Origin of the sequence: Bacillus sp. AR4-2, from assembly GCF_008274865.1 — a bacterium.
GTDB classification, from domain to species: domain Bacteria; phylum Bacillota; class Bacilli; order Bacillales; family Bacillaceae_G; genus Bacillus_A; species Bacillus_A cereus.
On the sequence record NZ_CP031062.1, the window covers coordinates 1,912,451 to 1,931,516 of the forward strand.

Here is a 19,066-nt window from a genome sequence, read left to right on the forward strand (position 1 = left end):
CAATATAATAAATGATATTAGTTTTGATTTTTCTGAAAAAATATTATAATTATATATGAAATAAAGAGGAATGCAGGAGGGAATTATGCAAAACGTTGTATTAAAGGGGAAGAAAGTTACAATTCGTACAATAGAAGAATCGGATATAAAAACATTATGGAATATCATATTTAAAGAAGAAAGCCCAGAATGGAAGAAATGGGATGCGCCATATTTCCCGTTCTCAATGCAAGAATACTCTTCCTATAAAGAGAAGATGCAAACTCGTTTGCAAGAAGAACCACTGTCAAATTTAATTATAGAAAATAACGGTCAAATTATAGGGACGGTCGGATTTTATTGGGAGCATAAACCGACGCGTTGGTTGGAGATGGGAATTGTTATTTATAATCCAACTTACTGGAATGGTGGCTACGGTACAGAAGCGTTAACGTTATATCGAGATTTATTATTTGAAAAGATGGAAATTGGTAGAGTAGGGCTCACGACTTGGTCTGGTAATGAACGAATGATGAAAGTAGCGGAGAAAATAGGAATGAGCTTAGAAGGTAGAATGCGAAAGTGTCGTTATTATAACGGAACATACTATGATTCTATTCGAATGGGCATGATTCGTGAAGAATGGGAAGCGCTATGTGTAACGAAGGGGTGAGAAAGATTGTACGCTATTATTGCTACATTTGATGGTGTGTTTACTAATAAAATTACAGAACTGCAAAATGAATTAACAAATGTAATTGGAACAAATCAATTAGCTGGAGTAGAACCTCATATAACGATTGCGGATTATAATGAGTTAGATGTTCATTTGTATACGGAGAAACTAGGGGAGTTTGTAGCTATTCAAGAAAATATAGACGCAGTAACTTTTCCTTCTGTTGGAATTTTTCCTACTAATGGAACGGTCTTTCTAGCGCCGACCGTTACCGATGAATTGTTAAAACTTCATTATTCTTATCATGATTATTTTAAAACTTTTCATGACAACCCAAATTCATATTACGTACCGGGAAAATGGGTTCCGCATTGTACAATTGCAAATAGATTACATACAAAGCAGTTTTTAAGTGTAATGGAATATATTTATGGAAAGTTTAATTTTGCAACAGCTTCAATTGAGAAATTAAAATTAATTAAGGTGAATTATGAAAATGGTTTTGCCGTTTCTTCTAGTATATTAGCAGAATATAATTTAAAGAGAATGGAGACATCGAGATGACATATATAATTAGAGAAATGAAGCAAGAAGACATTCACGCTGTACAATCAGTAGCAAAAATAGCTTGGCATGATACATATGAAGGCATTATTCCGAGAGAAATTCAAGATAGTTTTTTAGACGAGGCATATTCTGATGAAAAAATGAAATATCGTCTTAAAAATACACATTTATTCGTTGCGGAAGAAGAGGGTGAAGTAATAGGGTTTGCGAACTTTTCACCTGTTAGACTACAAAACGAAGCGGAATTAGGTGCGATTTATTTGTTACCAGATCAGCAAGGAAAAGGGATCGGAAGTGCTTTATTACAAAAAGGAATTAAAGCATTAAATGGGATACGGAAATTGTACATACATGTAGAAGCAGCAAATGAAAAAGGAAAACGCTTTTATGAAGCGAAAGGTTTTGCTGAATTAGAGCAATTTGAAGAAGACTTTGAAGGACATATGATGCAGACAGTAAGGATGGTTTTATACGTATAAGGAGAACTAGTAATGAAAATTTTTGATTTTAGTGAAAAAGTAGGAAAGCACCTATCAGTATTTCAATCTAATTTCATCATGTCGAAAATATTAAACCATCGAGGAAATATACATATCGGTGCTATGCATTTACACGAGAATGGAATCATCGGTAATCATGAAGCAGTTGTATCTCAACTGCTTCTTATTGTGGACGGGACAGGATATGTATGTGGAGTAAATAAAGAAAAGATAAAGATAGAGGCGGGACAAGCTGTGTTTTGGGAAAAGGGAGAGCTCCATGAAACAAGTACAGAACACGGATTAACGGCAATTGTTATGGAAGCGGAGAATCTTGAACAAGCGATAGTAATGCCTATTATTCAAGGGGAGTTGTGAAAAATGATAATTAAGGCGAATCAAGAAGATACCAATGAAATATTAAAATATGCGGCTCAATCGCTTTTTGAAGGGACGAGAGGCAATTGTCAATTAAGTACCAAGAAAGCAATTGAGATTACAAAGCCGATTGTAGAAAAAGGAGCATACTATTTAATTATTAAAGAAGAAAATAAAGTAATGGGATGGATATTAATAGGGGAAAATACAGACTATTTTTCTCGTGAAAAACTTGGATTTATATATGAATTGTACGTTTTCCCCAAATATCGCGGGAGAGGATTATCGCGAGAACTGATGGAAGCTGGTATTAAGGAATTAAAGGAGAAGTATTCAGAAATTCGGTTGAATGTATTTGCTGGGAATTTTGCAAAAGAGATGTACGAAGAGTTTGGGTTTGTTGAAAGGCAGGTAATTATGACTTTGAAGTGAGTATTATAGTCTGAATGGGAGGAAAATAATGATTTAGTGGCTACTTTATCGCTGGGATTTAAAGTGAATAAGTCCTTATAAATATATAAAATAGATGGTTTGCCTTTATTTTATAGTAGATTTATAGAGTGTGCTTAAAAAACAAATAAATTAGTATTATACAATATATCGTTATTATAGTAAAAGAGAAATTTTGGAAAAATATCATTTTTTTGTTTAGAAATTTTTAAATTATTGATATAATCAATTTGTAGAATTGATTATTGGTTAATTTTACTATTTTTTAATTTTAAGGGGGATTTAATAATGGCAGGACAAATTCGTATGTCACCAGAGGAGCTTAAATCGAAAGCGACTCGATATGGACAAGGTGCAAATCAAATTGAGGACATTTTACGTCAACTACAAAACTTACAAAATGAATTAAGAGGAGAATGGGAAGGTCGTGCTTTCGAAGGTTTTGACCAACAGTTCAATCAATTAAAGCCAAAAGTACAAAACTTCGCACAGCTATTACAAGAAATTAATATGCAGCTTAATAAAACTGCAGAAGCTGTTGCTAGACATGACGAAGATCTTTCTCGTAATTTCGGTCTACAATAAGACAGATAAAAAGAAATATATAATTTAGCCATGCAACCATACGTTGTATGGCTAAATTACTTTAAAACTAGAGTAAGATACGAAGTCTTTCATTAGATAGACTCGCAGTCGCAGGAGTGATAAGTAGTGAAAAAGTTCAAATGGAGCATCTTGTTGTTTATTATTTTAGCTCTTGTACTATCAACAGGGGTCTCCTATTTAGCATTAAATCAAAATGTTAAGAAAGCTAATGAGAATACTACACCAAAAATGACAGTTGCGTTGGTAAATGAAGATCAGGGTACTGTATTTGAGGGTAATAAAATAGCGTTTGGAGATCAATTTGTTAAAAATGTAAATAAAAATACGAAACAAGAATGGTACGTAGTTAGTCGCGGGGTAGCAGAAAATGGATTGAAAAATAATAATTACAATATGATGATTGTTATTCCAAATGATTTTTCTAGGAAAGCAGTTGCGATTGATTCAGAGATTCCGGAGAAATTAACGTTAAACTACAAAGTAAATGCAACTGGGAATAAGGATTTGAAAGCTGAGGCAGAAAATACAGCTTCTGTTATTTTAGAAGATTTCAATAAGCAAATAATCGACGTTTATTTTGCGAGTATTATCGGTAAGCTACAAGGTGCACAAGATAATATAGGTAAAATAATTGAAAAAGGAAACGTTCAAACAACTATGTATAAAAAAGATATACATAGTCCGTTAGCGAATTACACAAATCAATTTAAAACAGTACAAGATTATACAGGTGTTTCTGTTAATAGTTTCAAAGGATTTCAGGATGTTTTAAAAGGTTTCGGTCAAGCGTTAGATGAAGGGAATAAATCTAACAGTACGTACTTAGATGGTTTTAATAACTTTCAAAAAATGCAAACTGATAACAATTTGTTAGCCAATAATTTCACAAATCAATTCAATCAATATATGAATGATATGAATACAGGCGATGCTTTAAAGCAATTAAGTGCATTGGAATCCGCTAATAAAATTATTTCAAATCAATTTACGTTTTCAGAGAAAGAACCAAATATTTTAACTGATGCTTCAGCAATTCAAAAATATTTAGCAGATGTAAAAAAACAAGTGTCTGAATATGATACAGAACTTGCAGGGAAGTTAGAAAGTGATATTCAAGAGACGGTAATTAAGAAATTAAAGCAATCTATGTCGAATGATGGAAAGCAAGAAATCTTCATAAATACATTAATGAAACAACCAGATGCTCGAATAAAGAAACAAATCGAGAATTTAATTGCGAAATTACCTAGTTTAAACATGGAAGAAATCGGTCAAAGTGATTTGCCAGATACAACGAAATTACAACTGCAAAATGTAATTCAATTTACAAAAAAATATAATAAAGAAAATAATTTTTATTATGATCCTGTAAATAAAATATCTTTAGGAAACGCAATTAAAGAAGTAAAGGATAGACTTTATACAGAGGGAATTACATTTAGTGATACTGCTAAAGTAATTAAAATGGAATCTCCGCAAATTTTGAAGATAAAGATTCCAGAAGAATTTAAACTAGATGGAAGTACAGGATTCTTACATATTGATGATGTGGATCGTACAAGTGACTTTCTTCAAAGCGAAGCAGGAGAAATTACAATAGCTCCTCGTAATGAAGGGGATATAAAGATTAGCTTGGATGTGAAGTTAAAAGATCCAAACATCAATATAGATGTTTTCTCTCCTGTAACATGGCAGTGGGAATTGAGTGGGACTCATACAAAAGAAACTAGTCCTGAAAAAGAAAAACCTAACAAAGAAGATAAAGGAACACAAACGGAAAATAGCAAGGTGGAAAATGTGGTTCATAAATCACAGTATGGCATAATGCCGTTAGTACACAATGCTAAAACGCCTATTATTCAAAAAACAGAACAGAGTAATAATGGTGACAGTGTCAAGCCTGATGCAGGAGGAAAACCTGATACGGGAGGAAATCCAGACACAGGAGGAAAACCTGATACAGGAGGAAAACCTGATACGGGAGGAAAACCTGATACAGGAGGAAAACCTGATACGGGAGGAAAACCTGATACAGGAGGAAAACCTGATACAGGAGGAAATCCAGACACAGGGGGGAAACCTGATACAGGAGGAAATCCAGACACAGGAGGGAAACCTGATACAGGAGGAAAACCTGATACAGGAGGAAATCCAGATACAGGAGGGAAACCTGATACAGGAGGAAATCCAGACACAGGAGGGAAACCTGATACAGGAGGAAATCCAGACACGGGAGGAAACCCTGATACAGGAGAGAAACCTGATACAGGAGAAAAACCTGATACAGGAGAGAAGCCAGACACTGGGACAGATAACGGTAGCAATTCAAAAATTATTGAAAGTACAACGAATCAAGTTATACATCAAAAAACAGAAAAAATACCAGATATTACTTCTAGTGTATTAATAAAAGAAGCAGTAGATACAGTCGAAAGTTATCAAGGTTTAATGAGCCTTTACGAAATGTATTATGGGATTGATTTAAGAACGAAAGATGTAGGTCCTAAGTTAGAAGAGGGAAGTTTAGATGCAATTGCGACGGATCAATCTTTGTACTACGTATTAAATAAACAAAGCTTAATTGATTTAATTTCAAATCTTGTTTCATCAAGTATTACTACAGAAATAAAGCAAGATATGTCAGGTTTAAAACAAAAAATAAACTCTTATCAACAATCTATTACTAGTGCGGATCAAAATTCTATGCTACTAGCGGAGAAATTAAATGGAACGACGCAACAAGCAACTAGTATGAATGAAAATTTAGGAGAGTATTTAAAAGGTTTAGCGAAATGGCGTGAGAATAGCTTAAAGCTAGTTGAAGAGCAGCAAGTATTAACAACAAATCATGCTGGTGAGCAAACAGCTATTTTATCGTTAGATTCTGGTATTAAATCATTAATGATGCAAAGTCAGTCATTGGTCGAAAGTTCGAAGCATAGTTTAGCAACTTCAGACGATGTATATAAAACATTTGATCAAATCAATGGACAAGCAAAAGAAATTCAAGACAGCGGAACGACAATTGTTTCAAAAGCTGATTTATTACTAAACGACTTTACGAAGAAAATGGAAGATGATAAATCATTCTCCAAAAACTTTACGAAAATTTTAGCGAATAGTCGTATTGGAGATCGTCAAAATGAAATGCTATATGACTTTTTAGCTAGTCCAGTTCAAAAGCAAAATGATGGAGTAATTGTAGCAGGTAATGCTTTTACACCGTACTTAATTGTATTAACTTGTTTCATTGTTGCATTATTTACAGCATACGCAATTGCGAATCAAGAAAAGAAACGAATGCAATCAGATCATTTTGAAGAGAAATTCTCATTAATTGATATGAATGTACCAACTACAGTAGTAGCTTTCGGTATATCAATTGTGGAAGGGATTAGTATAGGTATCATTTCTGGGCGTCTTTTAAAGTTCGGTCAGGATCAAAGTTTACTATGGATTGCGTTCATCACATTTATTATGATGGCGTTTGTATTGGTCTCAACCTACTTATTACGACAAATAAAAATGGTAGGTATGTTTATACTATTAGTATTTTTAAGCATGTACCTATTTTTAACTGAGGCAGTTGGAAGTAAAGTAGATCAAATGTCCTCTGTCGGAAAGATACGTCAATTCTCACCGCTTCAGTATATAGAAAGTTTTCTAAATGATTTTATTAGTGGTAAAGATACTGGGAAAGTTATTTTTGTCGTATTGTTTGTAATTGCCATTATTGGATTGGTTAGTAATCTATTTGTATGGCATAAGAAATGGGAGGAAAAAGAAGTAAATGATCAAACAATGGAGCATAGTGGCTAAGTTATCATTTCTCTCTATCCTTTTACTGTTTGTCGCGCTACCGATAAGGAGCGCGGCTGACAGTTATCTTGGTGATGATGGGAAGATTAAGTTTAAAGTGGATCGACTTGAAGAAAGCGACCAAGAAAAAAATAAAAAGGAACATAAGGAAACAGAATTAGATAAAGCATCGATTGAATTATTTAACAAAGATATAGAAGAAGAAATTGAGAAAAAGAAAAAGAAAGAACAAAAAGATATGGAAGCTTTGCGAGATTCTCTTTTTATAAAACAAAAAGAGAATAATAGTGTTAAAGATACGAAAAATAGTTTGTTTAGCAGTGAATACATTGTCAGAAAAAGTGCAGATGAAGTAGCAAGTAATGAAACAATGAATGAAGAGCCAATTAGTATAACAATAATATTATTATTTGGCGGTGGCATTCTACTTATTTGCATCGGTATTTATACGGTTCTTCGTAAAAGTTGGAGGTAAAGCGATGGCAATACAAACACATATCAATGTGACAGTAGATTTTAGTAAATGGAATGGAAATACATATGATTTGCGTATTCCGAATCATCAATCTATTAAATATTTATTGAAAAACTTATTAGATACGCTAAAGATTGATAATCATGAAGGTTCGCATTTTGTGATTAAAGTGAAAAATAAGTCAATTGTTTTAACAGATAATGATCGTTTAATTGATCACCAAATAACAGATGGAGATATTTTGCAAGTTTTATAAAGAATATTTTTTACTTTTAGTTATTTGAAAATAAGTTATTACGGGTTATAAAGAAAAGGAGAAGAGGATAAACATGACGGAAAAAATAATTCAAATTGATGCAATGAACTATCAATTTCAAATAGAAAAAGAAAATTGGAAATTGGAGATGACCAAATCTCAAACACGTATAAAAGACTTCCGTCAATTCGATATAATTACGGGCGTATCATCTGAATTTGTACCATTAACAATAGAAGAAACGGATGATATGTTTACGTTTCTATATCAAGTAGATAAAAAATTATATAAGTGGGACGATCTTAGCCGTTTTAGAAGAAATGAGAAATTAAGACTACTTCGGAATGTTGCGCAGTTTCGTAAATATTTAAATAAACGAATCACGTTCTTTTTACATCCAGACAATATAGTTTTTAATGCTAATTTAATACCAAGTATTATACATAGAGGAATTCGAGATATTGTTCCGCCAACCCCGTTATTAGAAGAGCAGTTTTTAACACAATATAAGTGTCTAATTATTGCTTTATTCTCCCAAAAACATAACTTTGATGATTTGTATGCTGGGTTACTAAAAGATGCAAAAGAAACAACATTTGAACAGACCGTTGCTCAAATGGAAAGCTTAGATGCATTACTGCAGTTTCTTGATGACAGCTTTGAGAAGGAACAAACAAAAACAGAAAAAAATATGCAGTTAGTACCTAAAAAAAGCTATAAATCATTTAAATACTTAGCTTTTTCCTTCATAGCGGCGACAGTTATTTTAGCTGCTCCTTTAATATATTTCACTTTTATAAAATTTCCTTATCAAAATAAATTGTTAGAAGCAAATGCAAGTTTCATAGCAACTGATTATGACAAAGTCATTACGCAATTGAATGAGGAGGAGTTTGAATCATTACCGATTGCATCTAAATATGAGTTAGCATTTGCATACATTACAGCTGAAAAACTAGGTGAAGCTCAAAAGAAATCGATTATGAAAAACATTAGTTTGAAAAGTGATGAAAAGTATTTGCTGTATTGGATGTATAACGGAAAAGGTAATTTTGATAAATCATTAGATTTAGCTAAGACACTTGATGATCCTCAGCTTATTATGTACGGCCTTGTTAAACAAATTGAATCACTGAAAAATAATCCAGATTTATCAGGGGAAGAACGTGATCAAAAGTTAAAAACATATGAGCAACAATTAGATGAATATAAAAAGAAATATGGCAATTCATCAAGCGATAAAAATTTGTCGGACACAGAGAAAAAAGAGTAAGCACTTGATGAGACAGTTGAAAAGGAGCAGTGAACACGGATGGAGCAACTATTAGTATTGACTTATGGAGACAAAATATATAAGTGCACATTACATCCAAATGAGCAATCAATAGTGTCGATTGGAAAAGAGTGGACAAATGATATTACGAATCCAAGTTTAGAACAAGAAGTAGAGTTAAAGTGGAATAATGAAGTAAATGCTTGGATGGTACAGGATCAATTAATAGAATTTAATAAGGAAATTGAGATTGGGAAAACAAGAGATGTGAGCTTGAAAATCTTTATATCTATTGTTGGCACAACTAGAGTGTTTGATATCGGAACGAAACATTCTCTTACAGTGAGTCAAAACGATTACGATGATATTTCTATTACCGAGACTAGTGTAGATTTAATGCTATCTCGCGAAACGTTGTACGATTCTTTTAAAGTGAACGTGTATGGCGGGGATGTATTTCATAATTATACGAAGTTAAAAGATAGCGTTATGTTGGAATCAGGAGACGTATTATATTTTGATGGTATTTTATTGGAGATTGGTAGTGAAGACATTCAAGTACTTTCTTCAGAAGATAAAGTGAAATCTGAGTTACCTATTTTAGTAGAATCAGAAACGAATTATCAAAGTGGTTATCCAGACTATCATCGTTCACCACGTATTATTTACCGTGAACCAGAAGAGAAAATGACAATTGCAAAGCCTTCAAGTATGCCATCAAAACCAACGGAGCATTTAGCAAGGATCATTGCACCTTCACTTGTCATGATTGTCGTAACTGTATTACTTGCTATTTTCATGAAATATGGAATGTTTATTATCGCATCGATTGCGATGACATTAGTAACAATCATTGTTTCTGTCACATCGTATATTAAAAATTTGAAGCAATATAAAGTCGACATTGTTGAACGAGATAAAAGCTATAGAGAGTATATAAAACAAAAAACGAAAGATTTACATGCAGAAAGTGAAAAACAGCGTCACGCATTACATTATCACAATCCAAATGTAGAAGTAATACGTAATATGGCAGTTCAAGTAAATCCTAGAATTTATGAAAAAACAATGTTACATCATGATTTCTTAACATTTAGCGTTGGAACAGGACAAGCTAATACGAGTTTTGAAATTCAATTTAATGAAGAAGAATTTAGTCAAACGAAAGATGAATTAATCGATATAGCACGTGAACTAAGACAGCGTTATCTATCATTGGAAGATGTACCAGTTGTAACAGATTTAATGAATGGACCAGTCGGTTATATTGGCCAACGCTCTTTAGTGTTAGAGCAATTACAATTATTAGTTGCACAAACGGCTTTATTCCATAGTTATTATGACTTGCAGTTTATTACTATTTTTCCGGAAGAAGAAAAAGAAAAATGGGATTGGATGCGTTGGTTACCTCATGGAAGTGTTCGCGATATAAATGTACGTGGATTTGTATACCATGATCGTAGCCGTGATCAAGTGTTAAATAGTTTGTATCAAATATTGAAAGAACGAAAATTAAAACTAGATGAAAAAAGTTCTACTAATGAAAAAATGTACTTTGCACCGCACTATGTCGTTCTCATTACAGATGAAAAACTAATATTAGACCATGTTGTTATGGAATTCTTTAATGATGATCCGAGTCAATTAGGTGTATCACTTGTATTTGTACAAGATGTTATGCAAAGTTTACCGGAGCATGTGAAAACGGTAATAGATATAAGAGATGCAAAACAAGGGAACATCATCTTAGAGCAAGGAGAGCTTGTTAACCGTCAATTTAAACTAAATCACGTACCGAAAGGGTTCAATTTAGAAGATATTTCACGGGCATTAGCACCATTAAATCATTTGCAAAACTTAAAAAATAGTATTCCAGAAAGCGTAACATTTTTAGAAATGTACGGCGTTGAAAAAGTAAAAGAACTGAATATCACAAGTCGTTGGGAGAAAAATGCAGCGCATAAATCTTTAGCTGTACCACTTGGATTACGTGGGAAAGAAGATATCGTAAACTTAAACTTACACGAAAAAGCACACGGACCACACGGATTAATAGCAGGTACAACCGGTTCAGGTAAATCAGAAATTATACAATCGTACATTTTATCTCTAGCAGTTAATTTCCATCCGTACGAAGTAGCCTTTTTACTAATTGACTATAAAGGCGGCGGTATGGCGAATTTATTCAAAAACTTACCGCATTTATTAGGAACAATTACGAACTTAGATGGAGCACAAAGTATGAGAGCGCTCGCATCAATTAAAGCTGAATTACAGAAAAGACAACGATTATTTGGTGAAAATGATGTAAACCATATTAATCAGTATCAAAAACTGTATAAAGAAGGCTTAGTAAGTGAGCCGATGCCGCATCTATTTTTAATTAGTGATGAATTCGCGGAATTGAAGTCAGAACAACCAGAATTTATGAAAGAGTTAGTTTCAACAGCGCGTATCGGTCGTTCACTCGGAATTCATTTAATATTAGCTACGCAAAAACCGAGTGGTGTTGTAGATGATCAAATTTGGAGTAACTCGAAATTCAAACTAGCACTAAAAGTTCAAAATACGTCAGATAGTAATGAAATTTTAAAAACGCCAGATGCTGCTGAAATTACATTACCAGGACGTGCTTATTTACAAGTTGGGAATAATGAAATTTATGAACTATTCCAATCAGCTTGGAGCGGAGCAGACTATGTAGAAAATAAAGAGGATAAAGAACATTTAGACGCAACAATCTATGCAATAAATGATCTAGGACAATATGAAATATTAAGTGAAGACTTAAGTGGACTTGGTAGCAGTAAAGAAGTAATAAGCGTACCATCTGAACTGGATGCTGTTATTGACTACATTCACGATTACGCAGAAATAAATGAAATTGAAGCGTTAGCTAGACCGTGGTTACCACCACTTCCAGAAAGCGTATATTTACAAGACTTACACGCTATTCAGTTCAAAGAAGCATGGACGAAAGAAAAGAAACCATTACAAGCAACAATTGGTCTACTAGATCAGCCTGAATTACAATCACAAACACCATTAACACTAGATATTAGTAAAGACGGACACGTAGCGGTCTTCTCAAGTCCAGGCTACGGAAAATCAACATTCTTACAATCAGTCATTATGGATGTAGCTCGTCAGCATAGTCCGGAGCGTTTGCATGTGTATTTAGTGGACCTTGGAACAAATGGTCTTCTACCTTTAAAAGGATTACCTCATGTAGCGGATACGATTACGATTGATGAATCTGAAAAATGTTTAAAGTTTGTTGAAAGATTAACTCAAGAAATGAAAAATCGTAAACGATTATTAAGTGAATATGACGTTGCAAATATTGAAATGTATGAAAAGGCAAGTGGGAAAGAAATACCACATATTATTATTGCGATCGACAATTATGATGCAGTAAAAGAAGCGAAGTTCTATGAAAGCTTTGAAATGCTAATTATGCAAATTGTCCGAGATGGTGCAAGTTTAGGAATTCATACCTTAATTAGTGCAGGGCGACAAAATGCACTTAGAATTCAATTGTACAATAATATTAAAATTCAAACTTGCCTATATATGATTGATCAAAGTGAAGTAGCTAGTATTGTAGGGAGATCTGATATAAAAGTGGAAGAAACAGCAGGAAGAGCGTTAATAAAACTAGAATCTCCTACATTATTCCAGGTTGCATTACCTACGAAAGCAGAAGATGAATTACAGCAAATTCAATTATTACAACAAGAAGCAAATGATATGGACCGAGAATGGGATGGAGAACGTCCGAAGGCAATTCCAATGATGCCAGAAATTATTGATATTGCTACTTATCGTAAAAATAAAGACGTTACAAAAGCCCTACAAGCAGCAAGAATTCCAATGGGGCTTGATTTTGCAAACGTAGAAGTTGTAGCTCATGATATTGCAGGGAATGATCATTTAATGATTTATAGTGTAGATGATAGTATGAGAAAACAAATTGTATCTAGCATCCTATCTCAATTGAATAAAGATTATTTTGAAAGTGTGACGTTAGTGGATACAGCAGAGTATAGTTTCGTTCAATATAAAGATAATGTGACGCACTACATTGTAGACGAAAATGAAATCAATATGCATGCGAAGTATTGGATGGAAGTAATTCGTGAACGAGCTCTTGAATTAGCACAAGCAAGACAAGAAGGTAGAGAAATTCCTGCATTCACAAAACAACTCATTATCATGACAAATGTTGAAGAGTTTAGTAAATTTGTTTATTTAGAAATGGAAGATGCAGCAACTTTAATTGATCTATCTCGTACAGTGGGCATTTACTTTGTATTAGCAGGTCACCACGACTACATGGACCGAAATCGTGAAGCTCTACCTATGAAAATGAGAAGTAAGCTAACAGCAGCAATTATCGCAATGCCATTAAATGATCAAAGTATCTTCAACATAAAATATATAAGCAACGAAGCACCATTAGGTAAAGATGAAGTGTATTACTATCAAAAAGGGAACATAATGAAACTAAAAATGCCTAGAGTAACTAACGAGGTGACAGTATGAAATTAAAGAAGAAAGCTAAGGTGATGATAGTCGTGTCAATAGTGGCAAGTTTATTAAGTGGGTGTGGTTTTGGAGAGACAAAGATAGAGTATGAGAGATTAGTAAAGGCGTTGGATGAAGGGGATATGAAGACTGTTATGTCTGCTAGTGATGATGGGTATGCGTATGTGAAAGAAGAGGTTAGCGATAGTACTTATGAAGAAAAAGAAGACGGTGAACATAGTAGGATAATATATCAAACAACTCATGGAGTATATAATGTGAAAGATAAAGATTTATATGGGGAAACAACTCAAAAGGTTGCTACTGATATAAAAAATGACAAAAACGTTGGTGACAATCAAAATTACAAAAAAGAAACTGTTTATAGTACAATTTTAAAAAATGAAAAATCCCGTTTAATACCCCAGAATCAAGGCATAGATATTTCATATGTAAAATTAATATTTGGAGGGTTAAACGGACTGAGTAAATTGAAGCCAAGTGAGGATAAAAAAAGATTTAGTGAACCGAGCATAATAAGCTATAATTTAACGGAATTACAGTTTAAAAGCATAATTAATGATAAGTTAAATTTAAAATATGATAAATTTGATTCTGCAGTATTAATGATTGAATTTAATACACCTAATGATGCAAAAGAAAATAATATGAGAATAATGGAAATTACTATTTCGGTAAATTATGAAGAAAAACAAGAGAATAAAATTATAAAGCGAAATCAAGAAATTTCGACATATTATCATGCTAGGGAAGAAAATAATCAAAATTCCAAAAAAGAATATATAGATTATGAAAAGGAGTATATAAATCAGCAATAATTTATATTAGGAGGAGTTTAATGTGGGGAGAGAAATGAAAAATGAAGAGGACTTTAAAATAGATAGCGATGTAGGTAAGCTGAGGTTAGCTGGTAGAGATATTTATCAATATAATGGGAAAGAGAAAATATATAGTAATTCAAATGAAAAGACAAATCAGAGGGAATTAGAGAAAAATTTTAATGCTGAGCTTATAGCTGATGATGATAACCATCCAACATCAGGGTTTGGAGCATATGCCTTACGAAGTAAAGATACGGATGAGATTTTCATAGTATACGTTGGAACTCAACCGAATCAGGTAGGCGATTTAGCAACCGATGGAGCAATTGGGCTACATAATTTAACTAATTCACCTATATTGGGGTCATTAGCGGAATTTCAGTATAGTCAAGCAGAAAAATTTTATGAAAAAGTCAAGGCGAAGAATAAAGGAAAGAAGATAACTTTACTAGGGCACTCCTTAGGTGGCGGAGCAGCGAATACAGTTGCATTAAGACATCAAGAAGATAATATAAACGTATTAGCTTTAAATCCTGCGCCTGTTTTAAATAAAGATGTGGTTAAGTACGGATACGGGACCAATATGAAAAATTGCCGCAGTCTTATAAATGAATATGATCCTTTGTATGGCGCCATTAAGGCCGCAGATTTTGTAATACCTGGACAGGTTTATAAAATGGAAAATGGGGAAGGGCATTCTTTTTTATATGATCCAAAATTTTATTCTAGGAATGGGAATGTAGCAATAGATAAATTGAAAAAGGTTAGCGAAACAGGATTTGATTGGAAATTTGGTTTTTTAGAAATATCAGAATCTGCTGGGGACCTATATAAAGGAATCACTGGAAAAAAAACATTAAGTACAACAGAAGAAGTTGTAGTGGATTTAGTGGTAAATGGAACCCCAGTCAGTGCAATTCTAGTTGCAATAACAGTAGTGGGAGATACTAGTGCTCTAGCAACAAAAATAGCAAGTATAGGTGTAGAAACAGGAAAAAAAGCTTTGAAATTTAGTAAGGAAGTTATACAAGAAGTTAGAAATCAGGTGAATGCGGCTGTGGATTGGATAGAGAATAAATTAGCAAAATGTAAGGAAAAGGTACTTGAAGTGTTAGAATCAGTATTTAACGCAGCTGTAGATTTTTTAGTAGGATGCATCATTCTTTATTTATCCCGTGATGAAATTATAGCAATTGCAAAAGAAGTAGCATCTTCTCTTGTTCAAGATATTTTAGATGTATTTAAAGGTGACTTTGAAATTGATACAAATATTGCTTCAATTGCTGGAGATTATGTAAGAAGCCATCGCCAATCATTATTAAACTATTTTATGAATGATGGTAGTAGAGGGTTAAATCGTTCATTATTAGTAGAGATTTCTAGAGATGTGAACGAACTTTCAAATGATTTAAAAGAGTTAAGTCAAGATGTAACAGATGCGGTAATTTCTATGATAGCAAAAGATGAAGAGTTAGCTTCAGTTTCTTATTATTGATAAATGTTAAGGAAGGGGGTATGAGGATGGATTTACATATGATAATGTCGAGGGTTCATAGTACATTTCCGGACAGTGGTGGGCGAGATCAAATTATTAATGTTGTTATGCAACTTGAAAAAGCAGCTGTATCTTTGACCGGAGATATTAGAAGATTAGAAAATAGTATTGATAATAGTTTGCAAGGTAAAACACGTGATGCTTTTATTGATCGTATCCGCCAATTAGAAAAAAGGCGACAAAAAATAGAAGAGAAAATTATCGTGTTAAAAGGATCGGTGAATTAATATGAAAGATTATATGGAGAAAGTTTTGCCTTTAGGAAGTGTAGTGAGGTTGAGTACTGAGGAAGAAAAAGATGTAGAGTATGTAATTACTACAAGAGGAATACTTCTCGATGAAGACACTTTCTATGACTATGGTGGGGTATTACACCCAGTAGGTTTGACGGGAGAGACATATAAATTATTCAATGACTTTGATATATCAGAAGTGAAATTTGAAGGGTATAAAAATTCTATTGAAGGAAATTTTGCTCATAATTTTAAAATATGGCGAAATGAATTTGTAAAAACGATAAAGAACAAGGCTGAAAATAATAAGTAACAATTATTAATAAAACAAAGGCTATAATATATTTGGAAATAAATAGACTTTCCTCTTCCAAAATGGAAAGAGGAAAGTCTATTTTTGATTGAATAAGAATCTAAATATCTAATATTACGTGGGAACAATATGAAAAAGAGCGCCAAGAATTTATAGCGAATAGAAAAAGAATAAGAGAAAAAGAGCAAAAGCTGAAATAATATTTGTAAATAATAGTCATAGACTGTTTTTTATGGTGAAAATCTATCTGTGAAGAAATAAATCATTTTATACTGTACGATGAAAATGGGGATATTTCGGTATTTTTATAGTTAGGAAAAAGTTATTCTAAAAGGAGTATGTTGGGTGAATCATAGACGCAAGAAAAAGAAACCGAAACAAATAAGAAAAGAATCTGTTCAGATAAAATCGATAGTAGAAGAAAAACCGCTAAAGAAGAGTAGCAACAAGTTGGTCGATATTCTCCTAGGTATTCTTCTTTTTCCAATTCTTATATGGGCTGTCTTGGAAGGTTGTACAACACAAGTAAGCAAAGGGAAGACTTTCCTTATTATCGTTTTCTTTCTCTTAATTGCAATAGGGTTATCTATGATAGGAAACAAATAAGGGGGAGTTCAGATGTTTAAGAAGAAGGAGAAAAAAAACATTTACGTTAGATTGGTAAACACACAAGGGGAAATCATTCGAGAGTTTAATTGTACAGAAAAAGACTTGCGAAAAGTAAAAGAAAATGGTACTGAAATTCGTTTGGTTGGAGATAACTCATATGAGATGGTAGCAACCGATGAACAACTAGAAAAACTAGCAAGAGCTGAAGCAGAAATCGAAGCGGAAGTTAAGGCATGGGAAGATGCTTTAAATGAGAGTTTGGATGAACGCGAAGAAAGAGAAGCGAGACAGAAGGAATTGAAAGAAAAGAATAAATGGAGTACAAAGAAGAAAGTAATCGTATTTGGACTGATATTCTTTGTATTTATTGGATTACCTATTATCGAAGGGTATCAAAATAGTAAACTAGTTGAAGAAGGTACATCATTACATGCAGAAATTGTAGGTAGGCATGTAGAGAAGGAATTCATGTTTACACACCCCACATTAGTAGTTGAGGTAGATGGTAAAAAGCATAATGTATGGGTAAGTGAAGAGACATATAACGGAGCAGAGTGGTTAGGTAGACTAAAAGTCATCAAAACAAAAGATGGTAAAGTTGAGAAAGACCCGAGATATGAGGGTGAAGACTTAATTACGAGTTATTAAGCAGTAGGTTTTTAATGTTTGCTCCTCAAATTAAACAACATTATTATTTGCAAAAATCGAATCCATTAAAATAAAAAACAAATTTTAAATAACTGTAATAACCTCCTAGCATATTGTCGATGGGAGGTTATCACCTTTCTGAAGATAAAATTAAAGAGCTATATTATCTCGATACAATTGTGATGACAGTAACGTTTTTACTAAGTGAGTGGAGTTTCAGGGAGTATGAGGGATATGCTTAAGTGAAAGAGAGAAGAATATTTAGAGCTTTTGAGGAGAAAGAAGGCTATTTGAACTATCAAAAGCATTCTGATTATGTACGGTAATTAATGTAGAGATAATATTATCTGAATATAGTTACACAAAGATGAATGTATTTAAAAAGTTAGGAATGTAATGGGATGTTATTGAATGAAAATTATTTAAGCTGTATAGAGGTGAAACGTCAGGGTGTGGAATATAAAAGAAGAAGATTTAGATAAGTTTAGGATGACATGTAATGATCGTTTAAGTCCTGAGGGTGCTACAGGATTTATGTTTGGAGGAATACTTTATAGTTCAATAGCCGTCTTTTCTATTATTGTATCAGGTGATTGGGATTACTGTATGGTTCTCCTTAATATAGGAATTGTTAAGCTGGAAGTGTTGTTATATGCTCTGCAAGTAATTTTTTTCATTTTATATTTATTTCCAAAAGCTCAATTTAAATTTCAAAAGCTACAAACACTTGTCGTATTATTATACGCACTTCAAATGGCTACTATATTACTTACAGTTTTAGTTGTTTCTGAAATAGCTAATAATTCAATGGATCGTATTACGTTGAATTATGTATGTTTGCTATATTTAGGAGCAGTAATTTTTCATATTGTAACAACAATAGATACATTTAAATTGGCAAGTGAAGGTGCGTTTAGTATGGATGAAAGATCCGTATCCTTTTTTAGTAAAACAAAAGGAACTATGATGAAAGTTGCTTCAATATACGCATTAATCATTCTTATTTTGATTTATTTTCATAATGATTATGCGTTTGATACTTTTATTGGATATGTAATAGGAACTGTTTTAATGTATACGATAGCCATAGGAGCAGCTGAATTTCAGCTATTAGCATATTGCAGATTTAAATTTCCATCATTTAATAAAACGTGGGAGCAACATAAAAGAGAGACTCCAAGATATCGAAAGAAAAATAAAAAAGGTAAATCGAAACGTAAGGCATAAAAAAAGTGCGTATTGTACGTTTTGATGATAGAAAAGTAATTATTTACAGGAGAGTATTTTCACTTCTAAAAGAAAATTTAATTATGTAAGGTGATTAAAGTGATTAGAAGGTTATCTGATCGAAAATGTAGAGTGGGTAGTGTGATGATGAAAT

17 protein-coding genes and 2 pseudogenes are annotated in these 19,066 nt (G+C 32.9%); all 19 read left to right on the forward strand.

Features of this window, described 5'->3' with window-relative positions:
• Positions 1-85 precede the first annotated feature (85 nt).
• The 19 genes and pseudogenes from DN399_RS09975 (at position 86) to DN399_RS10060 (ending at position 18,912) form a co-directional block, all read left to right on the forward strand.
• On the forward strand, positions 86-652 hold the full coding sequence (locus DN399_RS09975) for a GNAT family N-acetyltransferase (protein WP_001181857.1): 567 nt from the start codon (positions 86-88) through the stop codon (positions 650-652).
• Positions 653-658: 6 nt separating this feature from the next.
• Positions 659-1,219, forward strand: a complete 561-nt coding sequence (locus DN399_RS09980) for a 2'-5' RNA ligase family protein (RefSeq protein WP_006923797.1) — start codon at positions 659-661, stop codon at positions 1,217-1,219.
• A complete protein-coding gene (locus DN399_RS09985) occupies positions 1,216-1,701 on the forward strand; it encodes a GNAT family N-acetyltransferase (protein ID WP_000221048.1) in 486 nt (161 codons plus the stop codon). The genes DN399_RS09980 and DN399_RS09985 overlap by 4 nt, the downstream gene beginning before the upstream one ends.
• Before the next feature lie 12 nt (positions 1,702-1,713).
• Positions 1,714-2,079 (forward strand): cupin domain-containing protein, encoded by a 366-nt coding sequence (locus DN399_RS09990; protein WP_000688074.1) that lies wholly within the window; start codon positions 1,714-1,716, stop codon positions 2,077-2,079.
• A gap of 3 nt (positions 2,080-2,082) precedes the next feature.
• Entirely contained in the window at positions 2,083-2,511 is a 429-nt protein-coding gene (locus DN399_RS09995; protein WP_000584245.1) for a GNAT family N-acetyltransferase, read from the forward strand.
• Between the two features lie 306 nt (positions 2,512-2,817).
• Positions 2,818-3,114, forward strand: coding sequence for a WXG100 family type VII secretion target (locus tag DN399_RS10000; RefSeq protein WP_000918601.1), 297 nt, complete (start codon positions 2,818-2,820; stop codon positions 3,112-3,114).
• 126 nt (positions 3,115-3,240) lie between these two features.
• Positions 3,241-6,954 (forward strand): type VII secretion protein EsaA, encoded by a 3,714-nt coding sequence (gene esaA, locus DN399_RS10005; protein WP_255478108.1) that lies wholly within the window; start codon positions 3,241-3,243, stop codon positions 6,952-6,954.
• Positions 6,926-7,429, forward strand: coding sequence for a type VII secretion protein EssA (gene essA / locus DN399_RS10010; protein ID WP_000595653.1), 504 nt, complete (start codon positions 6,926-6,928; stop codon positions 7,427-7,429). The genes esaA and essA overlap by 29 nt, the downstream gene beginning before the upstream one ends.
• A 4-nt stretch (positions 7,430-7,433) precedes the next feature.
• The gene (locus DN399_RS10015) at positions 7,434-7,685 is read left to right on the forward strand and encodes an EsaB/YukD family protein (RefSeq protein ID WP_001007571.1); all 252 of its coding nucleotides are present in this window, start codon (positions 7,434-7,436) and stop codon (positions 7,683-7,685) included.
• A gap of 73 nt (positions 7,686-7,758) precedes the next feature.
• Positions 7,759-8,958 (forward strand): type VII secretion protein EssB, encoded by a 1,200-nt coding sequence (essB, locus tag DN399_RS10020; RefSeq protein ID WP_001990259.1) that lies wholly within the window; start codon positions 7,759-7,761, stop codon positions 8,956-8,958.
• Positions 8,959-8,997: 39 nt separating this feature from the next.
• Positions 8,998-9,282: pseudogene (locus tag DN399_RS28725) on the forward strand (FtsK/SpoIIIE N-terminal domain-containing protein); the annotation flags it as partial.
• Positions 9,274-13,503, forward strand: a pseudogene (gene essC / locus DN399_RS10025) (type VII secretion protein EssC); the annotation flags it as partial. The pseudogenes DN399_RS28725 and essC, both read left to right, overlap by 9 nt.
• Positions 13,500-14,324 (forward strand): DUF3952 domain-containing protein, encoded by an 825-nt coding sequence (locus DN399_RS10030; protein ID WP_000768475.1) that lies wholly within the window; start codon positions 13,500-13,502, stop codon positions 14,322-14,324. The pseudogene essC and the gene DN399_RS10030, both read left to right, overlap by 4 nt.
• Positions 14,325-14,358: 34 nt before the next feature.
• Positions 14,359-15,822, forward strand: coding sequence for a lipase family protein (locus tag DN399_RS10035; protein WP_033689279.1), 1,464 nt, complete (start codon positions 14,359-14,361; stop codon positions 15,820-15,822).
• Between the two features lie 26 nt (positions 15,823-15,848).
• Positions 15,849-16,109 carry a hypothetical protein gene (locus DN399_RS10040; RefSeq protein ID WP_000363090.1) on the forward strand — a complete coding sequence of 87 codons (261 nt, stop codon included), beginning with the start codon at positions 15,849-15,851 and terminating at the stop codon, positions 16,107-16,109.
• Position 16,110: 1 nt separating this feature from the next.
• Complete coding sequence (locus DN399_RS10045; protein ID WP_000656388.1) at positions 16,111-16,428, forward strand: DUF4176 domain-containing protein; 318 nt, start codon at positions 16,111-16,113, stop codon at positions 16,426-16,428.
• 345 nt (positions 16,429-16,773) lie between these two features.
• Positions 16,774-17,034, forward strand: coding sequence for a hypothetical protein (locus DN399_RS10050; RefSeq protein ID WP_001016553.1), 261 nt, complete (start codon positions 16,774-16,776; stop codon positions 17,032-17,034).
• Between the two features lie 12 nt (positions 17,035-17,046).
• A complete protein-coding gene (locus DN399_RS10055; protein ID WP_000473569.1) occupies positions 17,047-17,685 on the forward strand; it encodes a hypothetical protein in 639 nt (212 codons plus the stop codon).
• A gap of 450 nt (positions 17,686-18,135) precedes the next feature.
• Positions 18,136-18,912, forward strand: a complete 777-nt coding sequence (locus tag DN399_RS10060; RefSeq protein ID WP_000267127.1) for a hypothetical protein — start codon at positions 18,136-18,138, stop codon at positions 18,910-18,912.
• Positions 18,913-19,066: the final 154 nt, after the last annotated feature.